The following is a 25,758-nucleotide window of genomic DNA, read 5'->3' on the forward strand; positions in this document are numbered from 1 at the left end:
TTATTTTAATTCTCTGTTCTATAACTTAATTTTATCTTTTGTTTAAATTTTATTTCATCGCATCACCCTTCAAAAAGGAATAATATCCTGATATTAAAATCAGTTTATGGCTAAAAATATGTCGGATACACGTTTTTCTAAACCTCTGATTTATATGTTAATTGGAAGTGCGCTGATTTTGGGCTTGTCTTTAGGTATTCGGCATGCTTTTGGTCTTTATCTTGTCCCTATGAGTAGTGAATTCGGCTGGGGGCATAATGTTTTCAGCCTCGCGATTGCTATGCAAAATCTAGTCTGGGGAGCTGTTCAACCCATTACGGGTGCTTTCGCAGATAAATATGGTAGCAAAATAGTGGTCGCAGTAGGTGGTGCACTCTATTGCATCGGCTTGTTGCTTATGGCCGTTAGCTCTACAGGGTTACTGTTAAATTTAAGTGTCGGTTTAATTTTAGGCTTGGCTTTATCTGCCACCTCTTTTCCAATTTTATTATCTGCGGTAGGACGGGCAGCGCATCCTGAAAAACGTAGTCTTGCCATGGGAATTGCCAGCGCAGCAGGGTCCTTTGGGCAATTCATTATGCTGCCTTCTACCCTTCTACTCTTACAAAATTTTGGTTGGTCAGCGGCCTTGGTCGTGAGTGCAATTTTAGTGGCTCTCATTGTGCCATTGGCATGGATGCTTAAAGCCCCAATGTATGTTGCACCAAATATTATCGGTCAGGTGACAAAATCATCCTTAGGTTTTAAACAAATCTTAGTCATTGCAAAAAATCATCAGCCCTTTTGGTTTTTAGGCTTAGGCTTTTTAGTCTGTGGATTTCAAGTGGTGTTTATTGGTATCCATTTACCCGGTTATCTGATTGATCATGGATTTAATGCAACGACAGGAACTATTTTTCTCGCTTTAGTGGGATTATTCAATATTGTCGGAACATATACTGCAGGTTGGTTAGGCGGTAAATATTCCAAACCCAAACTTCTGATGGGTTTATATGGTTTACGTGGAATAGTCATTATAGGCTTTTTAGCTCTTCCATTAAGCACATGGACAATTTATACATTTGGCATCATTATGGGTTTATTGTGGCTCTCTACTGTGCCATTAACCAATGGTATTGTGGCCAACATGTTTGGAGTTAAGTACCTATCCATGCTCAGTGGCATTATATTTTTTACTCATCAAGTCGGTTCATTTTTTGGTGGATGGCTCGGTGGTGTCAACCATGACATGACGGGCAACTACAATTTAGTATGGATCGTTTCAATAGTATTAAGTGTGGTCGGTGTACTGGTACATTTCTTCGTCAATGAGAAGGCTGTCATTCATGATTAACACTCAATTGGGTTTAAAAATTATACTGGTTGTGATGATGATTGGATTATTCAGTTTAGCAATTCTACTGTGGTTACAAACACCGCAACTGTTTGAATACTTCAATCAAGCCTTCTGTGCACATTAATTGTCAATTCTTTGACATTTTCCAGCAGTGATTTGACTTTAATTTCCAAGATTAAATAAAAGTTAATAAATCAAACATTTATTAACTTTTTTCTGCCTTTTCATAAGTTTAGCAATTCTTGTGATTTCTATTAAGCGGTATTTTTTTCTAGATTGATTTGATATTAAACAAACTAGAGAAATTACCATGACCAGCTTAACCCAACTTTCACAAGCCATTCATGACGCACCACGTTGGCATCAAGCTGAACAATTTCAAAACCCGACTGAAATTACGATTGTTCCTTTAAAAGATGAAGCCTTAGGTGCTGCAGTTTTTGGATTAGATGCAAAAAAAGCACAGTCTGGAGAAACAATTTATCGCTTAAAGCAGGCATTGGCTGAACATTTAATTCTGGTCTTTAAAAACCAAAGTTTAGACGACCTGCAATATTTGGCTTTTGCCAGTTATTTTGGCTCAATTTTCCGTCCAAGTGCAGATAATCCCGTATTGGCCACACAAGAAGATTCCGGCACACCGCCTGATGTTGTTCCCGTATCCAATGCGGTAGGTAAAGGCGACTATACAGGTCATGGTGAACTTACCCCACATGCAGATCACCAATGGACACCACTTCCTTCTTTTGGTTCATTGTTATATGCCATAGAATTACCACAAAATGGTGGACAGACTGCTTGGTTTAATACCATTAAAGCCTATGAAGCTTTAGACGATAACACCAGACAGTACATTAATCAGTTACAGCTCATTACCTATAATCCATTCGTACGCTTCCAAAACAACAAAGGTACTCCCAAGGATGGTGGTTATGGTACTTCCCCGAAATATCGCTTTAAAGATCAGCCTATTATTGGGCATGCTTATCCACATCCACTGGTGAGAACACATCCTGAAAGTGGTCGTAAAGCATTGTGGCTGAATACGCATAGCGAAGTAGAGCTTGTAAATGAAGATGATCAGATTGGTAGTGAACTCATTGAAAAATTACGTGAACATATTTTAAAACCAGAATTCCGCTATGAACATCAATGGGAACAAGGTGATATCGTTTTTTGGGATAATCAAGCCACTCTACACTCACGTCGCCCATTTCCAAGTGATCAAAGACGTTTACTTAAACGTATTAGTCTGGCTGGTGGAAGACCGTTCTAAAACAGGATCAAGCGAGACATTACTCTTTCAACATTTGATCGATCAATGTATCGCTTCCTTTAAAAAATCTCCAAAATTTTTACTATTCTAATCATAAAATATTCACGATCAATTCCAATATTTTTCATTTTTCTCATTTACTGTATTTCAATTTTCTGACAAAAAATGATTTTCTCCCATCAAAGATGGGTAAGCTTTTTAAATTTATAAAGAAAAATAATCAACGAAAGAAATCTTCAGAATTTCAATCATATTACATCCAAATTATATTTATACAGGATTGATTTGGCTGATTTCATGACTAAATTAATGATGTATCGATTTCCAATGCGCGAACAACAAAAAACCCGCAAGCATTCAAACTTACGGGTACTCAACACAAGACTTAAATTAAAATTAGAACAAACGATTCATACCGTTCAAAGTCGCGACACGATACGCTTCGGCCATGGTTGGATAGTTAAACGTAGTTTCAACAAAGTACTTAATAGTATTGTTTGGACTATTCATGACAGCTTGACCAATATGAATAATTTCCGCTGCATTATTACCAAAGCAATGCACACCTAGAACTTCCAAAGTATCACGATGGAATAAAATTTTCAGCTCACCGACGGTATCACCCGTAATTTGCGCACGGGCAAGATGACGGAAAGAAGCTTGTCCAACTTCATAAGGAATTTTTTCCTCAGTCAATTGTTGTTCATTTTTACCAATCGATGAAATTTCTGGAATGGTATAAATTCCCGTTGGAATATCAGTAACAGGTGCAACATTTTCTTCACCGCTCATATTCGCGCCTGCACAACGACCTTGGTCATAGGCAGCAGAAGCTAAAGATGGCCAACCAATTACATCTCCAGCAGCATAAATATTTTCGACTTCAGTTTGATACTGATCGTTAACAGTAATTTGACCACGACTATTCGGGGTAATGCCAACATTTTCCAAACCTAAGCCATCAGTATTACCTGAACGTCCATTACACCATAAAATAGCATCTGCTTTAATTTTCTTGCCACTCAGCAAATGCATCACGACATGATCATCAAAGGTTTCCAAATGATCAATTTGTTCATTGTGGCGAATCAAGACACCTTGTTCACGTAAGTGATAAGACAAAGCATCTGAAATTTCATCGTCCAAATAACTGAGCAATTTATGCTGAGTATTAATGAGATCGACTTTATGACCTAATCCAATAAAGATGGAAGCATATTCACAGCCAATCACCCCAGCACCATAAATAATGATTTTTTGAATCGGAAAATCCAAATCCAAAATTTTATCCGAATCAAAAACACATGGATGATTGAAATCCAATATCGTTGGACGATATGGACGACTACCTGTTGCAATCACTAATTGTTTGAAGATAATACTTTCTTTGATGCCATCATCAGTAAAAATTAACGCTGTATTTTTATCTTGGATATAAGCACGTCCATGATAAATATCAATCTTATTTCGATCATAAAAACGTGAATGCGTATCCACTTGTTGTTGAATGACTTTATGTGCATTACGTAGCACTTGTTTCATGGTGAATTGTTTCCAATCTCCCACTTTCTGAAACATCGGGTCACGTTGATAACGAATAATGCTAGATACGGTCTGACGCAATGCTTTACTTGGAATTGTTCCTACATGTGCACAGTTACCACCTAACTGCTCACGCATATCCACTATTGCAACACGCTTACCTGCTTTCGCCAGCTTCATTGCCGCGCCTTCACCTGCAGGGCCTGAACCGAGAACGACCGCGTCATATTTAACGAAAGTTCCGTTAACGACCTCTTTTTTACGTGGCATTCAACGCTCCTCTTTTCAATATTCTGTTTATCTTCTGCATATTATGACGCAAATAATCGCAATTTGCTGTATTTACCTGTCCTATATTATCTGATGACTACATTTATTAAATGAATACCCTTTTCGCCCTATTTAGACTCAAGTTCGTTATAATAAAAAAGCTTCTTTTAGCATCTCCCCCGTCTAAAACAGTGGAAAGTTGAATATGTCTGAAAACCGTAAACCTGAACAGGGTGTCAAACTTCGTGGCGCAGAAAAGGTCGCTCGTATACCTGTAAAAGTGATACCTACGGTTGAAACCCCACGGAAGCCTGATTGGATTCGGGTGAAAATGGCAGCTCCTGAAGAAGTTCAACGCATCAAAACAACTTTACGTGCTCAAAAATTACATACCGTTTGTGAAGAAGCTGCATGTCCGAACTTACCTGAATGTTTTGGTGGTGGTACGGCAACCTTTATGATCATGGGTGATATTTGTACACGTCGTTGTCCGTTCTGTGATGTTGCACATGGTCGCCCGAATGCGTTAGATCCAGATGAACCACGTCACATGGCGGAAACCATTTCAAATCTGGGTTTGAAATATGCTGTGATTACCTCGGTTGACCGTGATGATCTTCGAGATGGTGGGGCTCAGCACTTTGTCGATTGTATTAAAGAAGCACGTGATTTAAGTCCAAAAACTTTGCTTGAAATTTTGGTTCCAGATTTCCGTGGTCGTATGGATGTGGCTTTACGTATCATGACAGAATGTCCACCTGATGTGTTTAATCATAATATTGAAACCGTACCGCGTTTATATAAAGCGATGCGTCCAGGTTCTGATTATCAGCATTCATTAGACTTACTTAAAATGTTTAAAGAATACTGTCCTGATGTTCCGACAAAATGTGGTTTGATGGTTGGTTTAGGTGAAACTGAAGAAGAAGTATTAGCGCTCCTAGACGATCTACGTGCACATGACGTGGACTACATTACGATTGGTCAGTATTTACAACCGTCTAAACAACATGCACCACTGGATCGTTTTGTAACCCCTGAAGAGTTTGAACGCTATACAGCGCATGGTCAGAAGCTTGGTTTCAAAAATATCTGGGCTGCACCAATGGTTCGTTCAAGCTACTTTGCTGATCGTCAATATTATGGCGAGCCTGTTCCAGCAGTACGTCGCAAAGCCGATCCTGCGAAAAAAATTGCCGTGCAAACTATCGAAGCTTAATTTACAGCAAATTAAAAAACCAAACTGATCTAGCGATGCCAATTTAATCCATTTAGGTTGGCATTTTTGTTTTTTATATTTAAAAATTAAGAGTCATAAAAAATCCCCTATACAAATAGAGGATTTTTCAAAGAACAATAGATTAAGCCGCTTGACTTGGCACGCCACTATGAAAGCGAAATAGATGATCTGGGCTTAAAATCAGATTTTTTTCAACTTCACGAAAGTGGGCAATACGCTGCTGAATATCTTCTTTAGGGTTTTTTAACTTTGACGTTTGAGCAACATCTAATGCTAAGGCTAAATAATCCTCAAAATGGCGCGATTCAGATTTCAGAAGATAACGATAATATTTACCCAAGTCTTCATCTACAAGCGGCGCAAGTGCATAGAATCGTTCACAGGAACGCGCTTCCACAAACGCACCAATAATCATAATGTCGATTAAAGCTTCAGGCTCATACGTTCGTACCTCTTTACGCATGCCCCCCGCATAACGACCAGCACTAATCGATTGCCATTCCTGCCCACGCTTGGTCATTAATTCAAGCACTTGTTCATAATGCAGCATTTCTTCGCGCACCAATTGTGCCAATTTAACCTGTAAATCGGTAAAAAAAGTGTAGCGAAACATCAGGTTCATGGCTGTACCTGCGGCTTTTTTTTCACAATTGGCATGATCTTGCATGAGTAACTCGAGGTTATTCATAGCTTCATCTAACCAAGCTTTCGGTGTTTCACATCCCAAAAAACCCAAAACGGGTTTCATGAAATCGTTATAATTTATTGAGGACATAATTCTAAAACTTATCTTGCTGCTTTAATAACAGCTTTCATTTGTTGAACCGCTTGGGCTAAGCCGACAAATACAGCATCAGCAATAATCGAATGACCAATATTAAGCTCATGGATTTGTGGAATTTGAGCAATTGGTGTGACATTTTCAAGGTTTAGACCATGCCCTGCATTGACCACTAAGCCTTTGGCTGCGGCATATTCAGCACCTTTTACAATACGCTCTAATTCATATTGTTGCGCTTCGGTGGTTTCTGCATCAGCGTAAGCGCCAGTATGCAATTCAATCGTGGGTGCACCGCAAGCAAGTGCAGCATCGATTTGTGCAATATCGGCATCAATAAACAAAGACACATCACAACCAATGGCTGTTAAGGCTTGTGTCGCTGCTTTGACCTCTTCGAAATGACCTAAAACATCAAGTCCACCTTCAGTCGTCACTTCCTGACGTTTTTCTGGCACTAAACATACATGTTGCGGTTTTATTTCTTTGGCAAATTCGACCATTTCAGGTGTAACTGCCATTTCTAAATTCATATGCGTTTTCAGTAAAGGACGCATACGTCGTACATCATCATCTTGAATATGACGACGGTCTTCACGTAAATGCAAAGTAATCCCTTCAGCACCCGCTTGTTCACACATCAATGCAGCATTGACAGGATCTGGATAAGTCGTTCCACGCGCTTGTCGCAATGTCGCTACATGGTCAATATTTACACCAAGCAATGCAGCCATAAGAATGTCCTACCAATTATGATTGAGATTGAGTATTTTGAATCCACAATTGACGGCTTTTAAGCGGTCGGTCTCCCAACAATGAAGTGATCATTTGTCGGTAAAGTTGTGCCAATAATTGTAACTGTTCAGGATTAAAATCCCTACCCTTTTCATACTCACGCATGGAGAGAATATTCTGTCCTGATAAGGTTGAGCGTGATTGTTGTGCTGTCGCAATAAATCCATCATTCAGTTGGAATAAATAATTTTGTTTTTCTAAAATCTGTTGTTGCTGTGCGTCTTGGGTAAAATCAAGGGCATAACCCAATTCTTCCAAAAGTGCATGTTCAAACTGACGTAAAATCTGTCTTAAAAAAACATTCGAATTTGTTTGTTGAGTCAATTGCTGTAACTGTTGCAAAGTATGATGATATTGCACAAAAGTTTCTGGCATTTCGACTTCAATGGGGCATAAGCGAAGAATAATTTCATTGAGATAGAAACCAGAAAAAAAAGCATCTCCAAAGAAAAAAACAGGCTGATTGACAATTTCTACCTTGGTAAAATTTTTAAGTTCCGATTTACCAGACGCCTGCAAACATATCGGCTGATATTGCGGTGGTGGCGTTTGTCTTAAAATACCATCGACACGACCATGCTCTTGTGTAAATAAATGCACAATATGGCTACGTTCACGGTATTTACGATGATGGATTAAATAACCATGCAATACTTCATTTCGCATGAAATTCGGTGTCTAATCTTTATTTTTTTTAGATTCTGCTTCATCTTCATCATCCCCATCGGGAATCACTGCACCTACGACAGCTGCAGTTCCTTTTACGACACCTTTGGTGGTTTTATAAGCCACTTTTACAGGAACAGTAACAAGTTTATGAATACAGCCTTGCAAGAATAGAACACATGCCACAATAGCTAATACTTTCATCATTACCATTCCTATAAAAGAGTGACTTAAATTAAAATGCTTAGATATCACTATACCCTAAGCTTTTTAAAGCACGTTCATCATCAGACCATCCACCTTTAACTTTCACCCACAGGGTCAGCATGATCTTTTGTTCGAACATTTTTTCCATATCAGCACGGGCATCCATACCAATTTTTTTCAGTTTGGCCCCTTTTTCACCAATCACAATGGCTTTTTGGCCTTGGCGATCGACGAAAATAGTGGCATCAATATAAGTACACGCGGGTTTTGGACGACCTGTTTTTTCATTCACTGTCGCCTCTTCAGTCTTAAATGATTCAATTTGCACCGTTAAATCATAAGGCAGCTCTTCACCGAGTTGACGCATAATTTTTTCACGAATCACTTCTGAAGCCAAGAAACGTTCTGAACGATCCGTAATTTGATCTAAAGCATAAAGGGGTGGTTGAAATGGTAAATATTGCTCAATCGTGTCACGTAAATGTTCAAGATTTGCACCACGAAGTGCAGAAACAGGAACAACTTCTGCAAAATTCATTAATTTAGAACGTTCTTGAATTAATGGTAAAGCATGGTTTTTATTTTCAAGGGTATCAATTTTATTGATAACAAGAATCACTGGCATTTCAGCATTCTTCAGTTTTTCCAAAACAAGTTCATCATTTTGTGTCCACTTATCTGCATCAAGCACAAACAATACCAAGTTCACATCACGCAATGCCGAACTTGCAGCACGGTTCATCATTTTATTGATGGCACGAACTTCTTTTTTATGCATCCCTGGTGTATCAACAAATACAGCCTGAGATTTTTCACGTGTATCAATCCCCACAATTTTATGACGAGTTGTTTGTGGCTTACGAGAAGTAATCGAAAGCTTTTGTCCTAAAATATGGTTCATCAAGGTAGATTTGCCCACATTTGGACGACCTACAATCGCAACAAATCCACTTTTAAAATCGGAAGGAATCGTGGTTCCTTGTGAACTAAAAAAATCATTAATTAATTCATTACCGTTATTTTGCGGCTCGTGATCAGCATCAGTGTGATCAGAATGTGTGGTCATTTAAACGACTACTCCAATTGTTTTAAAATATCCGCTGCAACTGCTTGTTCAGCAAAGCGGCGACTAGAACCTTCACCATAGACCACTGGCAATCCTTCGATAATACATTCCACTTTGAAATGCTGATTCGGAGCATCACCTTGAATATCCACGACATCGTAAATAGGGAGAGGTTTTTTACGTGCTTGTAAATATTCTTGCAGACGTGATTTAGGATCTTTAAGTTGGTCTGTAGGTTCAATATGGTCTAAATATGGGGTGTACCATTTCAGTACAATATCTTGCAAGATATTTAAGTCACTGCAATCCACATAAATAGCACCAATAATGGCTTCTACAGTATCAGCAAGAATAGACTCTCGATGATGTCCTCCCGACTTTAACTCGCCCGTGCTTAAAATTAAACAAGGGCTCAGTTTTAGATCGTTTGCAATTTTGCCTAATGCTTCTTGGCGAACCAATGTGGCACGCATACGTGTTAAACGCCCTTCATTTTCATGTGGGTAGGTTTCATACAAATAATGGGCAATGATCATCCCTAATAATGAATCGCCTAAAAACTCCAAACGTTCATAATTAGATTTGTGACTTACCGATCGATGTGTCAATGCAAGCTTTAATAATTCAGGCTGCTTGAACTGATAACCGATACGGCTGACTAAGCGCATATCACTTAGTTTGGACTGACCTTTGATCAAAACTTTTCTCGAAATTTAACACTAAATCTATATTGAGTAAGAATGGTTTTCTTATCTCATAATCTTTTTTCACTTGCAGACCATCAATATTCGTCACTTGCGCAATTTCATCAAACTTAATATCACGCACATTGTTCATGTCTAAACGCTGACTCATCTGACTTGCAAATTTCGCAGGATCAACGTTAGCTGGACTACTTTTCATCAATTCTTCAATCTGTCCATTAATCACTCTATCATCCCAATATGGACCCCATACTGCAATTGCAATTTTTGCTAAAAAAGCAAAACCGACAATTGCAATTAATATTCCAATATATGATGCACCTTTTTCATTTTTATGCATTTTTTATTTTCCAATGATGCTTAATCAATTTTACCATTACGAGCAAATGATGGTAATTTAAATCCCGGTTCTTTGTGCATCCAAATAAAGAATGCACGTCCTGTTAAATTCTCTTCTGGTACAAAGCCCCAAAAACGACTGTCAGCACTCTGATCACGATTATCCCCCATCGCGAAGTAATGACCTTGGGGTACTTTAACTTCCCAATATAAACCATTTTCAACCGAATATTTACCATTTTCAACATAATTGATAAATGGGGCTTGGCGTGCCACATTTACACCCTCTAACTCACGCATTTTGAAGGTATGTTTACCCAATGTTTCTTGATGGTAAATTGATGTTGGCGTATCTAAAATATCTTTTTCACGACTAAACTCAACGGGAACTTTAGCAACTTTATTGCCATTGATCGTCAATTGACCATGATCATAAACAATATGATCACCTGGCAAGCCGACCACACGTTTAATATAACTAATGGTCGGTTGCGGTGGATAACGGAATACAATTACATCACCACGCTCTGGTTCACCAACATCTATTATTTTTTTATTTACAACAGGTAGACGTACACCATATTGGTATTTATTCACCAAAATAAAATCACCAGTTTCTAGTGTCGGCACCATTGAATCAGATGGAATATTAAAGGGTTCATATAAAAACGAACGTAGAATCAATACCACAGCCAATACAGGCCAAAAGTCATAAGCCCATGTAATAATGAAGTTTTCATTGCCCTTGCCACGAGTCTGTCTTTGTTTAAACACAAACTTATCCAATAACCACACCAAAAAGAAAATGAGTGTGGCGGGTACAAGGATTAAATTAAAATCAAAATCCATGGGTTTATATCCTCAACTTTATTATCTTTCTACTTTTAATACAGCAAGGAACGCTTCTTGTGGAATTTCAACACTTCCCACTTGTTTCATGCGTTTCTTACCTTCTTTTTGCTTAGATAACAGTTTTTTCTTACGTGAAACGTCACCACCATAACATTTAGCCAATACGTTTTTACGCATTGCTTTTACAGTAGAACGCGCAATAATTTGTGCGCCAATGGCAGCTTGAATGGCAACATCAAACATTTGACGTGGAATTAATTCTTTCATTTTTTCCACAAGCGCAATACCACGATGACGTGCGTCATTACGATGACAAATCATCGCCAAAGCATCTACTTTATCACCGTTAATCAGTACATCGACTTTGACTAAAGATGAGCTTTCAAAACGGACAAAATTATAATCGAGTGAAGCAAAACCACGTGAGCAAGATTTTAAACGGTCAAAAAAGTCCATGACGACTTCTGCCATCGGAATTTCAAAAGTCAACGACACTTGTTTACCTAAGAATTTCATCTCTTTTTGAACACCACGACGCTCTACACACAGGGTCATGACATTACCCAAATATTCTTGCGGAACAAGAATATGACATTCAGCAATGGGCTCACGTAAATCTTCAACAGTAGAACCATCAGGCATTTTTGATGGACTGTCGATATAACGTATTTCACCATTTTTCATCAATGATTCATAAATAACCGTTGGTGCGGAGCTGATCAGGTCTAAATCATACTCACGCTCTAAGCGTTCTTGTACAATTTCCATGTGTAGCATGCCTAAGAAGCCACAGCGGAACCCAAAACCAAGTGCATCAGAACTTTCAGGTTCAAAGAATAACGCGGAATCATTGATTTGTAGTTTATGCAAAGCTTCACGAAACGGCTCAAAATCACTGGCATCAATGGGAAATAACCCTGCATACACCTGCGGTTTGACCTTTTTAAAACCGGGCAAAACAGCAACATCAGGCGTGCTAGACAATGTGATGGTATCACCAACGGGTGCACCAAAAATGTCTTTAATTCCTGCAATCACAAATCCAACTTCGCCTGCTTCTAACTCACCTGTTTCAAAGTGTTTCGGATTAAAAATACCCACTGACGTAACAATGTGTGTTTGACCTGTTGATTTCACCAACATTTTGTCGCCCTTACGGATACGACCTTCTTTAACACGAACCAGAGAAACAACACCTAGATAATTATCAAACCATGAATCAACAATTAAGGCTTGTAAAGGCGCATTACGATCGCCTACAGGTGGCGGAATCACATTAACCAGCGTTTCTAAAACCCCTTCAACACCCAAGCCAGTTTTTGCTGAACAGGTCGGCGCTTCAGTTGCTTCAATCCCAATAATATCTTCAATTTCTTGAATGACACGTTCAGGCTCAGCTTGAGGTAAATCAATTTTATTTAATACTGGAAGAACTTCTAAACCCTGCTCAAGAGCGGTATAGCAGTTTGCAACGGACTGTGCTTCGACCCCTTGTGCTGCATCAACGACCAACAAAGCACCTTCACAGGCAGCCAATGAACGTGATACTTCATAAGAAAAGTCGACGTGCCCAGGCGTATCAATAAAATTTAATTGATATTCTTCACCATTTGGATGGGTATAATATAGCGTGACCGAAGCCGCTTTAATAGTAATACCACGCTCACGCTCAATATCCATAGAGTCGAGCACTTGAGCTTGCATTTCTCGGGCTTGAAGACCACCACAGGTTTGAATAAATCGATCTGCAAGTGTCGACTTACCGTGGTCAATATGCGCAATAATCGAAAAATTCCGTATATTATTGATATTGACTGACTTTTTAGCAACTGCCATAAACTACTCTAAATCAAAATACACAATCACTTACCTGAATATAAACAGTGTTTATGACGTGCAAAAAAGGATATTCCAAAGATGTTGCACAGTATAAGCAGTACATGGTCAAAAATACAGTGAGCTTTTAAAAATAGTCCGATTCTTCTACAAAACTTTGCTTTTAAATTGCTTGATTAAAATGAACAAGCTCCGATTAGACCATTTATTGTTCAACAACCATTGTATATAAATTCGAAAAATCTAAAGGATTTAACTGTTCTGTAAGAGGCTGATAGGCTTGACTAAATGTAGGTGACATTCGTTTTGGACGACCTGTTGCAATTTCGACACAGGCCCATTTCGTATTACCTGTAAATAAAATAGCCTGATTCTCAGAACGATAAAAAACGTATTGGCGGAAAGAATAAAGCGCATTCAAATCATTTAACCATGTACGTAAAATAATTTTTTCGCCTTCAAATGCTGCTTTACGATAATGCACATGATGTTCAACAGCCACCATAGCATGTTTTAACTCAAGATATTCTTTTAGTCCTAAACCTAGGGTTTCAATATGTGCTGTTGCGACATCCTGCATCCACTGCATGTAAATGACATTATTGACATGACCCAAACTGTCTATATGACAGGGTTGAACAGTGATTTCTAAATCAAAAACTGTACTCATTGTTTATTTATCTCTTATTTCTAAAAATGACTCAATCATCCGCAGTTTAAGGAATTTAATACGAGAGTAAAATCATCCTCTCACCTATATTTCGGTCAATCATAAAAAAACCACTCATTTTTAGAGTGGTTTTTTATTCAAGATTAATTTTTACTCAATACGCATACCTACAATTACGCGTTGTCCCTGACGAATAATAGACACTCGTGCTACCGTTCCTTTTTTCAATTCAGAAGCCGCTTTCACAAAATCAACACTATTTAAAATGACTTTATTATTCACCTGAGTAATTACATCGCCCGCAGTAATTCGTGCTTGTGCAGCAATCCCTTCTCGTTTTACTTCTTGAATGAATATGCCGCCCTTAACCTCTAGCTGCGATTGCTCAGCGGCCGTTAAGTTACGAATACTCACGCCTAATACTGGTCCATTATTTTTCGCGTTTTGTTCCACTTTCGCAGGAGTATCATCTGGTGCAAGAGTTAAGGTCGCTGAAATATTACGGGTTTTATCATCACGTAGTATTTGAAGTTGTATCACCTGATTTGGCGAAGTTCGATTGAGGTAATTCAGTAAATCAGATGTTCTTGAAATAGCAGAACCGTTATATTTTAAAATAACATCACCTGTTTGAAGCCCCGCTTTCGCAGCTGGTGAATTAGGTGCAACCTCAGTCACCAAAGCGCCTTCTGGTTTGTCCAAACGATAAGACTCTGCCAAGTTACGGTCAATATCTTGAAGCATGACTCCCAAATAAGAACGGGTGACTTTACCATTCTTTTTCAACTGATCAGCAACATCCATGGCAACATCAATCGGAATAGAAAATGACAAGCCCATATAACCGCCTGTTCCACTAAAAATCCGCGAGTTCACCCCCACCACTTCACCACGCTGGTTAAATAAAGGGCCGCCTGAATTACCTGGATTTAAAGCAACATCGGTTTGAATAAAAGGCACGGAGGTTTCCCCCATCATATTCCGCATTTTTGCACTGACAATACCCGCTGATGCAGAGTAATCAAATCCAAACGGCGAGCCGATAGCAAGCACCGGCTCTCCCACTCTTAGCTGATCAACATTTCCAGTTTTTAACTCTGGAAAATTTGAACCATTCACTTTGAGTAAGGCGACATCTGTACGTTCATCACTACCCACCACTGTGGCATCAATTTCACGGCGATCGTTCAACATAATAGTCACTTTAGAAGCATCTTCAACCACATGGTGATTGGTCAGCAAATAACCATCTTTACTAATAAAAAAAGCACTACCGTAGCCCGTTTTTTCTTGTGGTGCTTGTTGCTGAGGAATAATCACTTGATTACCAAAGAAACGGCGTAAAATTTCTGGAACTTGCTGCTGTAATAATTCTTCTTGTGTCATTTTTTTTACAACATTGACACTCACTACCGCAGGACTGACTTGTGCAACCAAATTCGAAAAATCAACGGGAGATGCTGCATAAGTTTGTATACTCGCCAATGTAAATACAGTAGCGACTACCCCTTTGGTTAAATAGCTATTTTTCATATCAGCATTCATTCCATTTCATTATAGATATGTGTAGGTAACCCGTTTTTAGCATAAATTTTGTTTATTTTGGGTAATAAAATGTTGATGATGTTTACGCTAGAATATAAATAAAATTTCTTAAATCTTCTGACCTTATTGCTTTTTCTGATCATGTATAAGCATATTAGCTCTTGTTTTTTGATCAAAAAAGCGGTGTCATTACCAAACTTTTTTGAAATTAGCTGATGGACATGTCTAATTTAAACACAACGCATCATTTTGACGTGATCATTGTGGGAAGTGGCGGTGCAGGTTTAAGCCTAGCGTTATCACTACCTGATCACTTCAACATCGCAGTTTTGGCAAAATCGACTTTAACAGATGCAAGTACGTTTTATGCACAAGGTGGTGTAGCAGCTGTTCTCGATGAAACTGATTCGATAGAACAGCATATTGATGACACCATGATTGCGGGTGCACATTTGTGTGAAATAGAGGCAGTCAGACAAACGGTGGAAGGTGGAAAACCTTCAGTTGATTTCTTGTTAGAACATGGAGTGCAATTCACGCTAGATGAACAAGAACAACTTCATTTAACTCGTGAAGGCGGTCACTCACAACGCCGTATTATACATGCAGCAGATGCGACAGGCCGCGCCATCTCAACCACTTTAGTTCAACGTGCTCAAGAAAAATCAAATCTTACAATTTTTGAAAATTATATTGCAATTGATTTAATTACTTCGCAAAAACTAGGATTAGCGACGACACCGAACCGCAATTTGGGTTTATATGCTTTAGATGAAAAGACTGAAACAGTACACACCTTTTTAGCACCCTCTACTGCTTTGGCTTGTGGCGGGGCGATGAAAGCCTATTTATATACCTCTAACCCTGACATTGCGACGGGTGATGGAATTGCCATGGCATATCGGGCGGGTTGCCGTGTGGCCAATATGGAATTTAATCAGTTCCATCCGACCTGTCTTTACCACCCCCAAGCCCGTTCATTTTTAATTACTGAAGCTATGCGTGGTGAAGGTGCTTATTTACGCCTGCCTGATGGTGAGCGCTTTATGCTTCGTTTTGATGAACGTGCAGAACTTGCGCCACGTGATATTGTGGCACGGGCTATTGACTATGAAATTAAACGTTTAGGAATACGTCATGTTTGGCTAGATATTACTCACAAGCCTGCTGATTTTGTGAAAGAACACTTTCCTACGCTCTACCAACGTTTGCTAGAACTGGGCATTGATATTACCAAAGAAATGATTCCTGTGGTCCCCGCTGCACATTATACCTGTGGTGGAGTGATGGTAGATGAACATAGTCAAACCGATCTGGCTGGACTATATGCAATTGGTGAGACATCCTACACTGGGCTACATGGTGCTAACCGAATGGCAAGCAACTCACTTTTAGAATGTTTTGTTTACGGTATGAGTGCTGCCAAACATATTGAAAGCCAATTTGATAGAAATTACGTTATTGTTGATGCACCAGCATGGGATGATTCACAAGTAATGAATCCCGATGAAGATGTAGTCATTTTACAAAACTGGGATGAGTTACGTCAGACCATGTGGAATTACGTGGGAATTGTAAGAACGACTAAACGCTTGGAACGGGCGCTCCATCGTATCGAAATGCTGAAACGAGAAATTAACGAGTACTATCATGATTATCAAGTCAGTAAAAACTTGATTGAACTGCGTAATCTTGTTTTGGTGTCGGAAATGATTGTACGCTGTGCGATGGAACGTAAAGAATCACGCGGTTTGCATTTTACTTTGGATTACCCAGAACTCTCCGAAGAATTGCGTAAAACTGTATTGGTGCCGCCTCATTTTGAAGTAGAAACACCTTTGGTTAATGCTTAATCTTTTATTTTGTGTACTTCTAAACCTCAGCATAGATTTAAAAAACCGAACATAATGTTCGGTTTTTTAAATTAAAATTATATTTTTACGTTTTAGCAGGAATAGAGTACGTGCCGACAACATGTGCTATAGCTTGGTCCGAACCAATAGAATATAGCCACACATCGCCAACAATTAATGCTTTACCCACTTTCATTAATTGACAAACTGCACGAATATTTTGCTCTGCTGCTGGCTTCTTTAAAAAATTAATCGACAAATTAGTGGTAACAGCCAAAGCAACTATGCCTATCTCGCTCAAGATGGCAATATACAGTGCATAATCGGCAGCAGTCATCATGGTGGGACCTGATACTGTTCCACCTGGTCGTAAATCTTCAGCACCTACATAATAAATAATAGATGCGCCTTTTTCGGTTAAATTTTCTATTTCACACTTTTCAAGACTTTGCGGAAATTCGGCCTGTAGAAAAGCAATAATCTCTGCCTTGGTAGTTTTCATTTACTCATCCATGATTATTTTAAATATAAGAAAATAATGTACATTAAACACTGATATTTTTAATATTCATTGCACTTAATATAAAAATAGAATAAAACACAAAATCATTTTAAGTAGCTTAAAGCTTGCTCAAAAACGTGTTCAGGTGTTTGTGTCGCATCCAAACGCTTAATTCGGTTACTCTCTCTTTCAAAAAGTGATTGATAACCTGCGCGTACTTTCTCAAAAAAAATGGCTTTTTCTTGTTCAAAACGATCTAAGTCACCGCGTTCGCGCGCACGTGACATGCCTATTTCGGTCGGTGCATCGAGCCAAAAAGTAATATGGGGCAAGTAAGACACAAAGTTTTGATTCAATAAATTCAATTTTTTTGCGCTTAAACCACGTCCTGCACATTGATAAGCAAAACTTGCATCAACAAAACGATCACAGAGTACTGTTTTACCTGCCTCTAATGCAGGCTTAATGACTTGCTGTAAATGTTGTGCACGTGCCGCATACATCAACAACAGTTCGGTGTCATTGGACATCATTTCGTCAGGATTAACAGACAATAAAAGTGAACGGATATGCTCTGCCATAGGCGTTCCGCCAGGTTCACGTGTCAGTACAACGTCTTGGCCTTGTTGTTGTAAATAATGATAAATTTTACCAATCAGCGTGGTTTTACCAACACCTTCTGTGCCTTCAAAACTAATAAACATTCCTTAATCCTTTTTCGCTTTCAATACTGCCAAGTAATCTTGCACGGCACGATTATGCTCATCTAAACTTGCAGTAAAGGTATGTCCTCCATTGCCTGTTGCAACAAAATAAATATTTTTTGCATTGTCAGGATGCATGGCAGCCTCAATTGCTTTCTGGCTTGGCAAAGCAATTGGCGTTGGCGGTAAGCCATTATTGGTATAGGTATTATAAGCTGTAGGCGTGCGCAAATCTGCGCGGGTAATATTGCCTGTATAATTTTCCCCCATACCATAAATTACAGTAGGATCAGTTTGTAGACGCATCCCCAGTTTTAAACGTCGAACGAATACACCTGAAACTTGTTCTAACTCACGATCTAGACTGGTTTCTTTCTCAATAATTGAAGCCATAATCAAAGCTTCATATTTATTTTTATAAGGTAAGTCAGTTGCCCGTTTTTCCCACGCTTTATCCAATGATTTCATTTGACGTTGATATAAATCCGTCAAAATTTTCTTATCCGTTTCACCTTTTGCAAAAAAATAAGTATCAGGTGCAAACAATCCTTCGGGATGCTCAAATGGAATATTGAGTGCTTTAAGCATTTGCTCTTTTGGCAGATTGAGCACGTCTTTAGTAACTAAATCATCTTTTTTGAGTTGCTCAAGCAGTTGCTTAAATGTGGTACCTTCAATCACTAAAATCCGATTCATTTGTGCATTTTCAGAATTGGATAACATCTCCATAACTTGACGAATACTCATGCCTTTTTGCACTTCGTAAACTCCAGCCTTTAAAGTGTCATGAATAATAAATTTTTGATAAAGCTTGAGAATAATAGGAAAACTGACTTTATCTTCTTGTCCTAAACGATCAATAAAACCAGAATAAGTATCTCCTGTGCCTATGGCTAACATTTGCTTTTGGCCCTTAACAGGATAAGCCTTAAATAAACTCGACCATAAAATAACAAAAGCTAGACCAATAAAACCCAGCATTAAAAGACCAAGACCTTTTGAGGGGAATATTTTTGTCACTTTCTTTTTTGATTTTTGCTTTGTGGTGGGCATATTAATGAATCTGATTCAATTGAAGGATATTAAAAAGTTCAGTACAAGCCTGAACATTCAAAGGTCGCTGATTAAGTTCAGTCGCTATTTTCATGGCAGTTAAAGCATTACAAAAAAATACGCTTTCAAATTTTGAAATTTCTTCCATATCAATGAAACGTTGTTGACATGCAATACCAAACTTCTGCATACGCGATAAAATTTCAGCACGCATTACACCATGCACACCATTATAACGAAGTTCTGGGGTAATCCATGTATTCTTTAGGCGAATGAAACAATTACTACTCACACCTTCAACGACCGAACCTTGAACATCTGTGACTAAGGCCTCTTCCCAGTCTTTTTGATCTGCCTCATGTTTAAGTAAAACTTGTTCCAAACGGTTTAGACTTTTTAAACCGACCAAACTTGGCATCGTAAGCCCTAATGCTTGTTGTAATACACCCGACTTAGTTTTTTGTATTTCAAAATCCTGCACAGCATGTGGATAAAAAAATACCCACACGTCTGCTACATGATCTGGCAAATGATATCCACGTTGTCCATCACCACGGCTAATGATGATTTTTAAAGTACCGTTAAGCTGTACACATTGTTGTTCTAGAACACTCAAACTTTGTTGGATTAAGCTTAAATCGACCTTTAGTTTTAAACGCTCACAGGTCAAACTTAATCGAGCCATATGTAGCGCTTCAAGTTCAATTGCTCCGTCTCTCACTCGTGCTGTGCTAAAACAGCCATCGCCATAATGAAAAGCACGATCTAATAATGATATCCCAGTAATTTCCTGTGCATTCTTTAAACATGACATAACCAGATATCCTGAAATTGATGGCTTAGTTTAAGAACTGCTTCAGCAATTTAATATCTTTTTTATTCATATAAAATTCATTTTTTATTATTTTTTATGCATAGAAGATATGGTTATTCTCAGCTCATGTTTTAAAACATTTAAAAATATTGCTGAGGAAAAAGACATGCATTTTTCAAAATTTAAATTAGGGGTGGTTGCTGCACTTATTTCTGTTTCATCACTGAATGTAGCAGCCAAAGATTTCTTAAATGTTTCTTATGATCCAACCCGAGAGCTTTACGAAAATTTTAATCAACAATTTGGCGCTTACTGGAAAAAAACCACTGGGCAAGATCTTAATTTCAAACAATCACATGGTGGTTCGGGCAAACAAGCACGAGCAGTCATTGATGGTTTAGATGCAGATGTAGTCACTTTAGCTTTGGCTGCTGACATAGATGCAATTGCAGAAAAAACCAACTTATTACCCAAAGATTGGCAAAAAAAATTCCCGCAAAATTCAACACCATATACTTCGACTATCGTCTTCTTGGTTCGTAAAGATAATCCTAAAAAAATTAAGGATTGGGGTGATTTAGTTAAACCGGGAGTAGAAATCATTACACCAAATCCAAAAACTTCCGGTGGCGCACGTTGGAATTACTTGGCAGCATGGGCATGGGCTAAACACCAAGCAGGTGGCAATGATGCCAAAGCTCAAGAATTTGTTCGTCAAATTTACAAGCAAACCAAAGTTCTTGACTCAGGCGCACGAGGTTCAACCACCACATTTGCTGAGCGTGGAATTGGTGATGTATTACTGGCATGGGAAAATGAAGCCTATTTAGCAGTCCGTGAGCAACCAGGTAAGTTTGAAATCATTACGCCATCTTTGTCTATTTTGGCAGAGCCACCTGTGGCTATTGTTGAAAAAAATGTAAAAAAAGATGGTAATGAAAATGTGGCCAAAGCCTATTTAAATTTCCTCTATTCACCGCTTGGACAAGATATTGCAGCGAAAAATTATTATCGTCCACGTAATGCTGCAGTATTAAAAAAATACAGCACTACCTTTAAACCGTTAAAACTAGTAACGATTGATAAAGAGTTTGGCGGTTGGACCAAAGTTCAAAAACAGCATTTTGAAAATGGTGGTGTTTTTGATCAGATCGTGAAAACGAATAATTCAAAATAAAGATTGAATTGCTCAAGATATTTGAGGGAGTAAAGACATGATTCATACTGTAATTGTGCCGGGTGTTGGCGGCAGCGAACCTGCCCACTGGCAATCTTGGTTACAACGACAACTCATGTCTTGCTCACGAGTACAGCAGCAAGATTGGAATAATCCGATATTAGAGACTTGGATAAAGCAATTGGTTGATACCGTTCAATCTATTCAAGACAATATTCAAATTGTGGCTCACAGTTTTGGATGCCTAACTGTCGTTGCAGCATTAAACGAATATCCTGAGTTAAATCGAAAGATAAAAAATTTGATTCTGGTTGCGCCTGCCAACCCTGCACGTTTTGGCGAAGCCGGTTTTGCTCGGCATAGCCAGCAAGATTATCAAAACTATTTTCATCAATTGACCATTCGCGTACCGACAACGTTATTAATCAGTGAAAATGATCCATGGTTAAGTTTTTCAGATGCAACACGCTTAGCGGATACGTGGAAACTTAAAGCGATTAATTTGGGTCAGGTCGGTCATATTAATGTGGCTTCTGGATTCGGTGCTTTTCCTGAAATTTATGATTATTTAATTTCAGACAATAAACCGCAACCTATCAATTTTATTGATGAAAGCCATTACTTTTTTAGATTTGCAATTTAAAAGTCGCAAATTATGCTTGTGTCAAATTAAACTTTATTTCTGCTGGCCATATTGGTCAGCATTTTCTCTTTTGAGGAGTCAGCATGTCGCAGCGATCCCGAGTGCTGCCAGGATTTGGTCTTTCTCTAGGCTTTACCCTAGCGTATTTGTCATTAATTGTACTTATCCCACTGTCCGCAGTGTTTATTAAATCACTTGGCATTGGCTGGGATGGTTTATGGGAAATTTTAAGTTCAGAACGTATTTTAAAATCCTTACAGCTCAGTTTTAGTACAGCCCTATTTGCTGCGTTAGTAAATGTGGTGTTCGGTTTATTATTGGCGTGGTGTCTGGTGCGTTATACCTTCCCTGGTAAACGAATTATTGATGCCTTGGTTGATTTACCTTTTGCTCTACCTACAGCAGTTGCAGGTATTGCCCTGACATCTTTGTACGCACCGACAGGCTGGATTGGTCAATATTTGGAACCGATGGGTATTAAAGTGGCCTATACCCCGATTGGCATTACGCTTGCGCTAATTTTCATCGGGTTACCCTTTGTCGTCCGTACTGTACAACCGGTATTAAGTGATTTGGAAACAGAACTTGAAGAAGCAGCGTCAGCACTTGGTGCTAACCGTTTGCAAATTGTGACGAAAATTATTTTACCTATCTTGTTTCCTGCGCTGCTGACTGGTTTTGCCTTAGCCTTTGCCCGCGGTGTGGGTGAATACGGTTCTGTCATCTTTATTGCAGGTAATCAGCCTTTTGAAACTGAAATTGCACCGCTCATGATTATTTCTCGTTTAGAAGAGTACGATTATGCGGGTGCAACCACCATTGCTGTAGTGATGTTGGTACTTTCTTTCGTCATTTTATTCCTGATTAACTTGCTACAAGGATGGGCAAGCCGCCGCACAGGGAGAACTGCAAAATGAGTTTAATTACAAATAGCAATGCTTTAGCCAAAAAGCTGCAATCTCGAGATGCGACGCGGGAACCGACTTGGGTACGTAATCTTCTCATTATCATTGCTTTAATATTTTTCTTAAGCTGTCTGATTCTGCCTTTAATTTTAGTTTTTGTTGAAGCCTTTAAGCAAGGTGTCGGCGTTTACTATCAAGCCCTCATTCATCCAGATACCTTATCGGCAGTTAAATTGACCTTGTTGACGGCAGTCATTGCGGTGCCATTAAACGTGGTATTTGGTGTAGCAGCAGCGTGGTCCGTTGCAAAATTCAATTTCCGTGGCAAGTCTATTCTCACCACCATTATTGATATGCCTTTTTCAGTTTCTCCAGTCATTGCAGGTTTAATGTTGGTGCTGATGTTTGGTACTCAAGGTTGGTTTGGCGGTTGGTTAATGGACAACGACATCAAGATTTTATATGCCGTACCTGCAATTGTACTTGCAACCATTTTTATTACTGTACCTTTTGTTGCTCGTGAACTGATTCCGCTGATGGAAGCACAAGGCACTGAAGAAGAAGAAGCTGCCATTGTACTGGGTGCATCCGGCTGGCAAACCTTTTGGAAAGTCACTTTACCGAATATTAAATGGGGTTTAATTTACGGTGTGATTTTGTGTAATGCTCGTGCCATGGGTGAGTTTGGAGCAGTATCTGTCGTATCAGGTCATATTCGGGGGGAAACCAACACGTTACCTTTGCATGTAGAAATTCTGTATAACGAATATACCTTTAGTGCCGCATTTGCAGTGTCATCACTGTTGGCTCTTTTGGCGATTGTCACTCTGATTTTAAAAGCATGGGTTGAGATTCGCCAAGAAAACCAAAACAAACATAATGAAGATTCAACAGTTTCTTAAGGAATGACATCATGAGTATTCAAGTTAAAAATATTGAAAAGCACTTTGGTGCATTCCATGCATTGAACAATATTTCACTCGATTTTCCAGAAGGTCAATTAGTTGCACTATTGGGTCCATCTGGCTGTGGTAAAACCACTTTACTTCGTATTATTGCGGGTTTGGAGTCGGCAGATGGTGGCCAAGTTATTCTTGAAGGCGAAGATGCAACTGATGTTCATGTCCGCGAACGTCAAGTGGGTTTCGTATTTCAGCACTATGCTTTGTTTCGTCATATGACTGTATTTGACAATATTGCTTTTGGTTTAAGAGTTCGTCCACGTAAAACTCGGCCCTCAGAGGCTGAAATAAAAAAACGTGTAACTCGATTATTAGATTTGGTTCAATTGGGATTTTTGGCAGATCGCTTTCCTGCACAACTCTCAGGTGGTCAGCGTCAACGTATTGCTTTAGCACGCGCATTGGCCGTCGAGCCTCGAGTATTATTGCTTGATGAACCGTTTGGTGCTTTAGATGCCAAAGTGCGTAAAGAGCTTCGTCGTTGGTTACGTACCCTGCATGATGAATTGCATATTACTTCAATTTTTGTTACGCACGACCAAGAAGAAGCCCTAGAAGTTGCAGATCAAATTATCGTCATGAATAAAGGCAATGTTGAGCAAATCGGTTCACCACGTGAAGTGTATGAACACCCTTCTACTCCGTTTGTATTTGACTTCTTGGGTCAAGCCAATCGTTTTGAAGGTCAGCATCAACAAGGTATTATTCAAATTGGTGAAGACCGTATTTTATTGCCTCAAGCAACCGATGCGCCTCAAGGTGAAATTATTGCTTTTGCTCGCCCCAACGAATTGCGTATTCATGCTACTCCGCAAGAAAATGCGATTCAGGCCACTTTCTTACGAGAAATATGGATTGCAGGTAAAGTGATTGCAGAATTACAAGATCGTCAAGGCAACTTAATTGAAATCTCATTACATTCCGATGAGTCCACTCTGCATCAATTAAAACCAAATCAAACAGTGTGGTTAAGCCCGACAGCATTGCATTTATTTGCCAATGACGTTGCTTAAAACAGCTTTAGATGAGGCACAAAAGCCTCATCCCCTTTTTAGGTATACAGAATTATGAATTTCCAGCAATTAAGAATTATTCGAGAAACCGTTAGACAAAACTTCAATTTAACTGAAGCTTCGGCTGCACTTTACACCTCACAATCAGGGGTAAGTAAACACATCAAAGATTTAGAAGATGAGTTGGGCGTACAATTGTTTATCCGTAAAGGTAAACGCTTACTCGGTTTAACCGAACCTGGTCAATCCTTACTCGGAATTGTTGAGCGTATGTTGGTCGATGCTGATAATATTAAACGCTTGGCAGATGACTTTAATCGCGTCGATGAAGGAACACTCACGATTGCCACGACCCATACTCAGGCACGTTATGTATTACCGCCTATCGTGAACCAATTTAAAAAAGAATTTCCAAAAGTACATTTAATTTTGCAACAAGCAAGTCCTGTTGAAATTACTGAGATGTTATTGCAAGGTGAAGCAGATATCGGAATTGCAACCGAATCATTAACCACAGAAGATAACTTGGCGAGTGTCCCTTTTTATGAATGGCAACACAGTATCATTACGCCACAAAATCATCCGCTCGCCAATAAATCTCAAATTCTGTTAGAAGATTTATCTCAATATCCAATTATCACCTATCATGGTGGTTTCACAGGCCGCTCCAAAATTGATAAGGCTTTTGAGGATGCGGGTATTGATGTCGATATTGTTATGTCTGCTTTGGATGCTGATGTGATCAAAACCTATGTTGAATTAAACATGGGAGTCGGTATTGTCAATAAAGTGGCTTACGATGCCGAGCGCGATTATCGCTTAAAACAAATTCCCACTGATATTTTCGGTATGAATACCACTTGGATTGCAGTTCGTAAAGGTCATTTACTCCGTGGTTATGGTTATGAGTTTATTTCACTTTGTTCGCCAGAAGCCGATATAAAGGCACTAAAAAAAGTCGCTTATCCAGATGACTAAAACCTGAAAAAGACATCAAGGGGATAATTCAA

General features: G+C 38.9%; 27 protein-coding genes. 11 read left to right on the forward strand and 16 right to left on the reverse strand.

Going from position 1 to position 25,758, the window contains the following annotated elements; genetic code table 11:
• The first annotated feature begins 118 nt into the window (after positions 1–118).
• The 3 genes from GA0116959_RS07060 (at position 119) to GA0116959_RS07065 (ending at position 2,612) form a co-directional block, all read left to right on the forward strand.
• Complete coding sequence (locus GA0116959_RS07060; RefSeq protein WP_092719959.1) at positions 119–1,333, forward strand: MFS transporter; 1,215 nt, start codon at positions 119–121, stop codon at positions 1,331–1,333.
• The gene (locus GA0116959_RS14470; protein ID WP_264822572.1) at positions 1,326–1,460 is read left to right on the forward strand and encodes a hypothetical protein; all 135 of its coding nucleotides are present in this window, start codon (positions 1,326–1,328) and stop codon (positions 1,458–1,460) included. Before GA0116959_RS07060 ends, GA0116959_RS14470 begins: the two co-directional genes overlap by 8 nt.
• A 186-nt stretch (positions 1,461–1,646) precedes the next feature.
• A complete protein-coding gene (locus GA0116959_RS07065) occupies positions 1,647–2,612 on the forward strand; it encodes a TauD/TfdA dioxygenase family protein (protein ID WP_092719811.1) in 966 nt (321 codons plus the stop codon).
• Between the two features lie 396 nt (positions 2,613–3,008).
• Here the strand turns inward: GA0116959_RS07065 and sthA are convergent, their stop codons facing one another.
• Positions 3,009–4,424: a Si-specific NAD(P)(+) transhydrogenase gene (gene sthA / locus GA0116959_RS07070; RefSeq protein ID WP_053578280.1), complete on the reverse strand. Its 1,416-nt coding sequence runs from the start codon at positions 4,422–4,424 to the stop codon at positions 3,009–3,011.
• A gap of 205 nt (positions 4,425–4,629) precedes the next feature.
• On the opposite strand from sthA, the gene lipA reads away from it, so the two are divergent.
• The gene (gene lipA, locus GA0116959_RS07075) at positions 4,630–5,643 is read left to right on the forward strand and encodes a lipoyl synthase (RefSeq protein WP_053578281.1); all 1,014 of its coding nucleotides are present in this window, start codon (positions 4,630–4,632) and stop codon (positions 5,641–5,643) included.
• Positions 5,644–5,785: 142 nt separating this feature from the next.
• On the opposite strand, the gene GA0116959_RS07080 is transcribed toward lipA, so the two are convergent.
• The 11 genes from GA0116959_RS07080 to GA0116959_RS07130 form a co-directional block, all read right to left on the reverse strand.
• Positions 5,786–6,439: a MiaE family protein gene (locus GA0116959_RS07080; RefSeq protein ID WP_092719812.1), complete on the reverse strand. Its 654-nt coding sequence runs from the start codon at positions 6,437–6,439 to the stop codon at positions 5,786–5,788.
• An 11-nt stretch (positions 6,440–6,450) separates the two neighbouring features.
• The gene (gene pdxJ, locus GA0116959_RS07085; RefSeq protein ID WP_092719814.1) at positions 6,451–7,176 is read right to left on the reverse strand and encodes a pyridoxine 5'-phosphate synthase; all 726 of its coding nucleotides are present in this window, start codon (positions 7,174–7,176) and stop codon (positions 6,451–6,453) included.
• Between the two features lie 16 nt (positions 7,177–7,192).
• A complete protein-coding gene (gene recO / locus GA0116959_RS07090) occupies positions 7,193–7,903 on the reverse strand; it encodes a DNA repair protein RecO (protein WP_092719816.1) in 711 nt (236 codons plus the stop codon).
• 12 nt (positions 7,904–7,915) lie between these two features.
• The gene (locus tag GA0116959_RS07095) at positions 7,916–8,110 is read right to left on the reverse strand and encodes an NF038104 family lipoprotein (RefSeq protein WP_092719817.1); all 195 of its coding nucleotides are present in this window, start codon (positions 8,108–8,110) and stop codon (positions 7,916–7,918) included.
• Positions 8,111–8,147: 37 nt separating this feature from the next.
• The gene (era, locus tag GA0116959_RS07100) at positions 8,148–9,176 is read right to left on the reverse strand and encodes a GTPase Era (RefSeq protein WP_092719819.1); all 1,029 of its coding nucleotides are present in this window, start codon (positions 9,174–9,176) and stop codon (positions 8,148–8,150) included.
• Between the two features lie 8 nt (positions 9,177–9,184).
• Positions 9,185–9,874, reverse strand: coding sequence for a ribonuclease III (rnc, locus tag GA0116959_RS07105; protein WP_053578287.1), 690 nt, complete (start codon positions 9,872–9,874; stop codon positions 9,185–9,187).
• On the reverse strand, positions 9,846–10,220 hold the full coding sequence (locus tag GA0116959_RS07110; protein ID WP_092719821.1) for a DUF4845 domain-containing protein: 375 nt from the start codon (positions 10,218–10,220) through the stop codon (positions 9,846–9,848). The genes rnc and GA0116959_RS07110 overlap by 29 nt, the downstream gene beginning before the upstream one ends.
• 20 nt (positions 10,221–10,240) lie before the next feature.
• Positions 10,241–11,068, reverse strand: a complete 828-nt coding sequence (gene lepB / locus GA0116959_RS07115) for a signal peptidase I (protein WP_053578289.1) — start codon at positions 11,066–11,068, stop codon at positions 10,241–10,243.
• A gap of 21 nt (positions 11,069–11,089) precedes the next feature.
• Positions 11,090–12,907, reverse strand: a complete 1,818-nt coding sequence (gene lepA / locus GA0116959_RS07120) for a translation elongation factor 4 (RefSeq protein ID WP_053578290.1) — start codon at positions 12,905–12,907, stop codon at positions 11,090–11,092.
• Between the two features lie 205 nt (positions 12,908–13,112).
• On the reverse strand, positions 13,113–13,577 hold the full coding sequence (locus tag GA0116959_RS07125; RefSeq protein ID WP_092719822.1) for an acyl-CoA thioesterase: 465 nt from the start codon (positions 13,575–13,577) through the stop codon (positions 13,113–13,115).
• 150 nt (positions 13,578–13,727) lie between these two features.
• A complete protein-coding gene (locus GA0116959_RS07130) occupies positions 13,728–15,110 on the reverse strand; it encodes a Do family serine endopeptidase (RefSeq protein ID WP_092719961.1) in 1,383 nt (460 codons plus the stop codon).
• Between the two features lie 227 nt (positions 15,111–15,337).
• On the opposite strand from GA0116959_RS07130, the gene nadB reads away from it, so the two are divergent.
• Positions 15,338–16,975: an L-aspartate oxidase gene (nadB, locus tag GA0116959_RS07135; protein ID WP_092719824.1), complete on the forward strand. Its 1,638-nt coding sequence runs from the start codon at positions 15,338–15,340 to the stop codon at positions 16,973–16,975.
• An 85-nt stretch (positions 16,976–17,060) separates the two neighbouring features.
• Here nadB and GA0116959_RS07140 read toward each other — a convergent pair whose 3' ends face one another.
• The 4 genes from GA0116959_RS07140 to pabC all read right to left on the reverse strand — a co-directional run bounded on the left by GA0116959_RS07140 (position 17,061) and on the right by pabC (position 20,048).
• Positions 17,061–17,477: a PaaI family thioesterase gene (locus tag GA0116959_RS07140; protein ID WP_092719826.1), complete on the reverse strand. Its 417-nt coding sequence runs from the start codon at positions 17,475–17,477 to the stop codon at positions 17,061–17,063.
• A gap of 104 nt (positions 17,478–17,581) precedes the next feature.
• Positions 17,582–18,181, reverse strand: a complete 600-nt coding sequence (gene tmk, locus GA0116959_RS07145; protein WP_092719828.1) for a dTMP kinase — start codon at positions 18,179–18,181, stop codon at positions 17,582–17,584.
• 3 nt (positions 18,182–18,184) lie between these two features.
• Entirely contained in the window at positions 18,185–19,234 is a 1,050-nt protein-coding gene (mltG, locus tag GA0116959_RS07150) for an endolytic transglycosylase MltG (protein ID WP_092719830.1), read from the reverse strand.
• Between the two features lies 1 nt (position 19,235).
• Positions 19,236–20,048, reverse strand: a complete 813-nt coding sequence (gene pabC, locus GA0116959_RS07155; RefSeq protein ID WP_092719832.1) for an aminodeoxychorismate lyase — start codon at positions 20,046–20,048, stop codon at positions 19,236–19,238.
• Between the two features lie 166 nt (positions 20,049–20,214).
• Between pabC and GA0116959_RS07160 the strand changes: the two genes are divergently transcribed.
• The 6 genes from GA0116959_RS07160 to GA0116959_RS07185 all read left to right on the forward strand — a co-directional run bounded on the left by GA0116959_RS07160 (position 20,215) and on the right by GA0116959_RS07185 (position 25,726).
• Positions 20,215–21,225 (forward strand): sulfate ABC transporter substrate-binding protein, encoded by a 1,011-nt coding sequence (locus GA0116959_RS07160; protein WP_092719833.1) that lies wholly within the window; start codon positions 20,215–20,217, stop codon positions 21,223–21,225.
• 37 nt (positions 21,226–21,262) lie between these two features.
• Complete coding sequence (locus GA0116959_RS07165) at positions 21,263–21,868, forward strand: alpha/beta hydrolase (protein ID WP_092719835.1); 606 nt, start codon at positions 21,263–21,265, stop codon at positions 21,866–21,868.
• An 83-nt stretch (positions 21,869–21,951) separates the two neighbouring features.
• Entirely contained in the window at positions 21,952–22,785 is an 834-nt protein-coding gene (cysT, locus tag GA0116959_RS07170) for a sulfate ABC transporter permease subunit CysT (protein WP_053578299.1), read from the forward strand.
• Positions 22,782–23,675 carry a sulfate ABC transporter permease subunit CysW gene (gene cysW, locus GA0116959_RS07175; protein ID WP_053578300.1) on the forward strand — a complete coding sequence of 298 codons (894 nt, stop codon included), beginning with the start codon at positions 22,782–22,784 and terminating at the stop codon, positions 23,673–23,675. The genes cysT and cysW overlap by 4 nt, the downstream gene beginning before the upstream one ends.
• Before the next feature lie 11 nt (positions 23,676–23,686).
• Positions 23,687–24,748 carry a sulfate/molybdate ABC transporter ATP-binding protein gene (locus GA0116959_RS07180; protein ID WP_092719837.1) on the forward strand — a complete coding sequence of 354 codons (1,062 nt, stop codon included), beginning with the start codon at positions 23,687–23,689 and terminating at the stop codon, positions 24,746–24,748.
• A 54-nt stretch (positions 24,749–24,802) separates the two neighbouring features.
• Positions 24,803–25,726 (forward strand): CysB family HTH-type transcriptional regulator, encoded by a 924-nt coding sequence (locus tag GA0116959_RS07185; protein WP_092719838.1) that lies wholly within the window; start codon positions 24,803–24,805, stop codon positions 25,724–25,726.
• Positions 25,727–25,758 lie beyond the last annotated feature (32 nt).

Source organism: Acinetobacter albensis, assembly GCF_900095025.1.
Lineage (GTDB): Bacteria > Pseudomonadota > Gammaproteobacteria > Pseudomonadales > Moraxellaceae > Acinetobacter > Acinetobacter albensis.

Bases quoted from the DNA above. Each gene is read 5' to 3' on its own strand.
- GA0116959_RS07060 (WP_092719959.1), top strand. From the start codon at position 119: ATGTCGGATACACGTTTTTCTAAACCTCTGATTTATATGTTAATTGGA.
- GA0116959_RS14470 (WP_264822572.1), top strand. From the start codon at position 1,326: ATGATTAACACTCAATTGGGTTTAAAAATTATACTGGTTGTGATGATG.
- GA0116959_RS07065 (WP_092719811.1), top strand. From the start codon at position 1,647: ATGACCAGCTTAACCCAACTTTCACAAGCCATTCATGACGCACCACGT.
- sthA (WP_053578280.1), bottom strand. From the start codon at position 4,424: ATGCCACGTAAAAAAGAGGTCGTTAACGGAACTTTCGTTAAATATGAC.
- lipA (WP_053578281.1), top strand. From the start codon at position 4,630: ATGTCTGAAAACCGTAAACCTGAACAGGGTGTCAAACTTCGTGGCGCA.
- GA0116959_RS07080 (WP_092719812.1), bottom strand. From the start codon at position 6,439: ATGTCCTCAATAAATTATAACGATTTCATGAAACCCGTTTTGGGTTTT.
- pdxJ (WP_092719814.1), bottom strand. From the start codon at position 7,176: ATGGCTGCATTGCTTGGTGTAAATATTGACCATGTAGCGACATTGCGA.
- recO (WP_092719816.1), bottom strand. From the start codon at position 7,903: ATGCGAAATGAAGTATTGCATGGTTATTTAATCCATCATCGTAAATAC.
- GA0116959_RS07095 (WP_092719817.1), bottom strand. From the start codon at position 8,110: ATGATGAAAGTATTAGCTATTGTGGCATGTGTTCTATTCTTGCAAGGC.
- era (WP_092719819.1), bottom strand. From the start codon at position 9,176: ATGACCACACATTCTGATCACACTGATGCTGATCACGAGCCGCAAAAT.
- GA0116959_RS07110 (WP_092719821.1), bottom strand. From the start codon at position 10,220: ATGCATAAAAATGAAAAAGGTGCATCATATATTGGAATATTAATTGCA.
- lepB (WP_053578289.1), bottom strand. From the start codon at position 11,068: ATGGATTTTGATTTTAATTTAATCCTTGTACCCGCCACACTCATTTTC.
- lepA (WP_053578290.1), bottom strand. From the start codon at position 12,907: ATGGCAGTTGCTAAAAAGTCAGTCAATATCAATAATATACGGAATTTT.
- GA0116959_RS07125 (WP_092719822.1), bottom strand. From the start codon at position 13,577: ATGAGTACAGTTTTTGATTTAGAAATCACTGTTCAACCCTGTCATATA.
- GA0116959_RS07130 (WP_092719961.1), bottom strand. From the start codon at position 15,110: ATGAAAAATAGCTATTTAACCAAAGGGGTAGTCGCTACTGTATTTACA.
- nadB (WP_092719824.1), top strand. From the start codon at position 15,338: ATGGACATGTCTAATTTAAACACAACGCATCATTTTGACGTGATCATT.
- GA0116959_RS07140 (WP_092719826.1), bottom strand. From the start codon at position 17,477: ATGAAAACTACCAAGGCAGAGATTATTGCTTTTCTACAGGCCGAATTT.
- tmk (WP_092719828.1), bottom strand. From the start codon at position 18,181: ATGTTTATTAGTTTTGAAGGCACAGAAGGTGTTGGTAAAACCACGCTG.
- mltG (WP_092719830.1), bottom strand. From the start codon at position 19,234: ATGCCCACCACAAAGCAAAAATCAAAAAAGAAAGTGACAAAAATATTC.
- pabC (WP_092719832.1), bottom strand. From the start codon at position 20,048: ATGTCATGTTTAAAGAATGCACAGGAAATTACTGGGATATCATTATTA.
- GA0116959_RS07160 (WP_092719833.1), top strand. From the start codon at position 20,215: ATGCATTTTTCAAAATTTAAATTAGGGGTGGTTGCTGCACTTATTTCT.
- GA0116959_RS07165 (WP_092719835.1), top strand. From the start codon at position 21,263: ATGATTCATACTGTAATTGTGCCGGGTGTTGGCGGCAGCGAACCTGCC.
- cysT (WP_053578299.1), top strand. From the start codon at position 21,952: ATGTCGCAGCGATCCCGAGTGCTGCCAGGATTTGGTCTTTCTCTAGGC.
- cysW (WP_053578300.1), top strand. From the start codon at position 22,782: ATGAGTTTAATTACAAATAGCAATGCTTTAGCCAAAAAGCTGCAATCT.
- GA0116959_RS07180 (WP_092719837.1), top strand. From the start codon at position 23,687: ATGAGTATTCAAGTTAAAAATATTGAAAAGCACTTTGGTGCATTCCAT.
- GA0116959_RS07185 (WP_092719838.1), top strand. From the start codon at position 24,803: ATGAATTTCCAGCAATTAAGAATTATTCGAGAAACCGTTAGACAAAAC.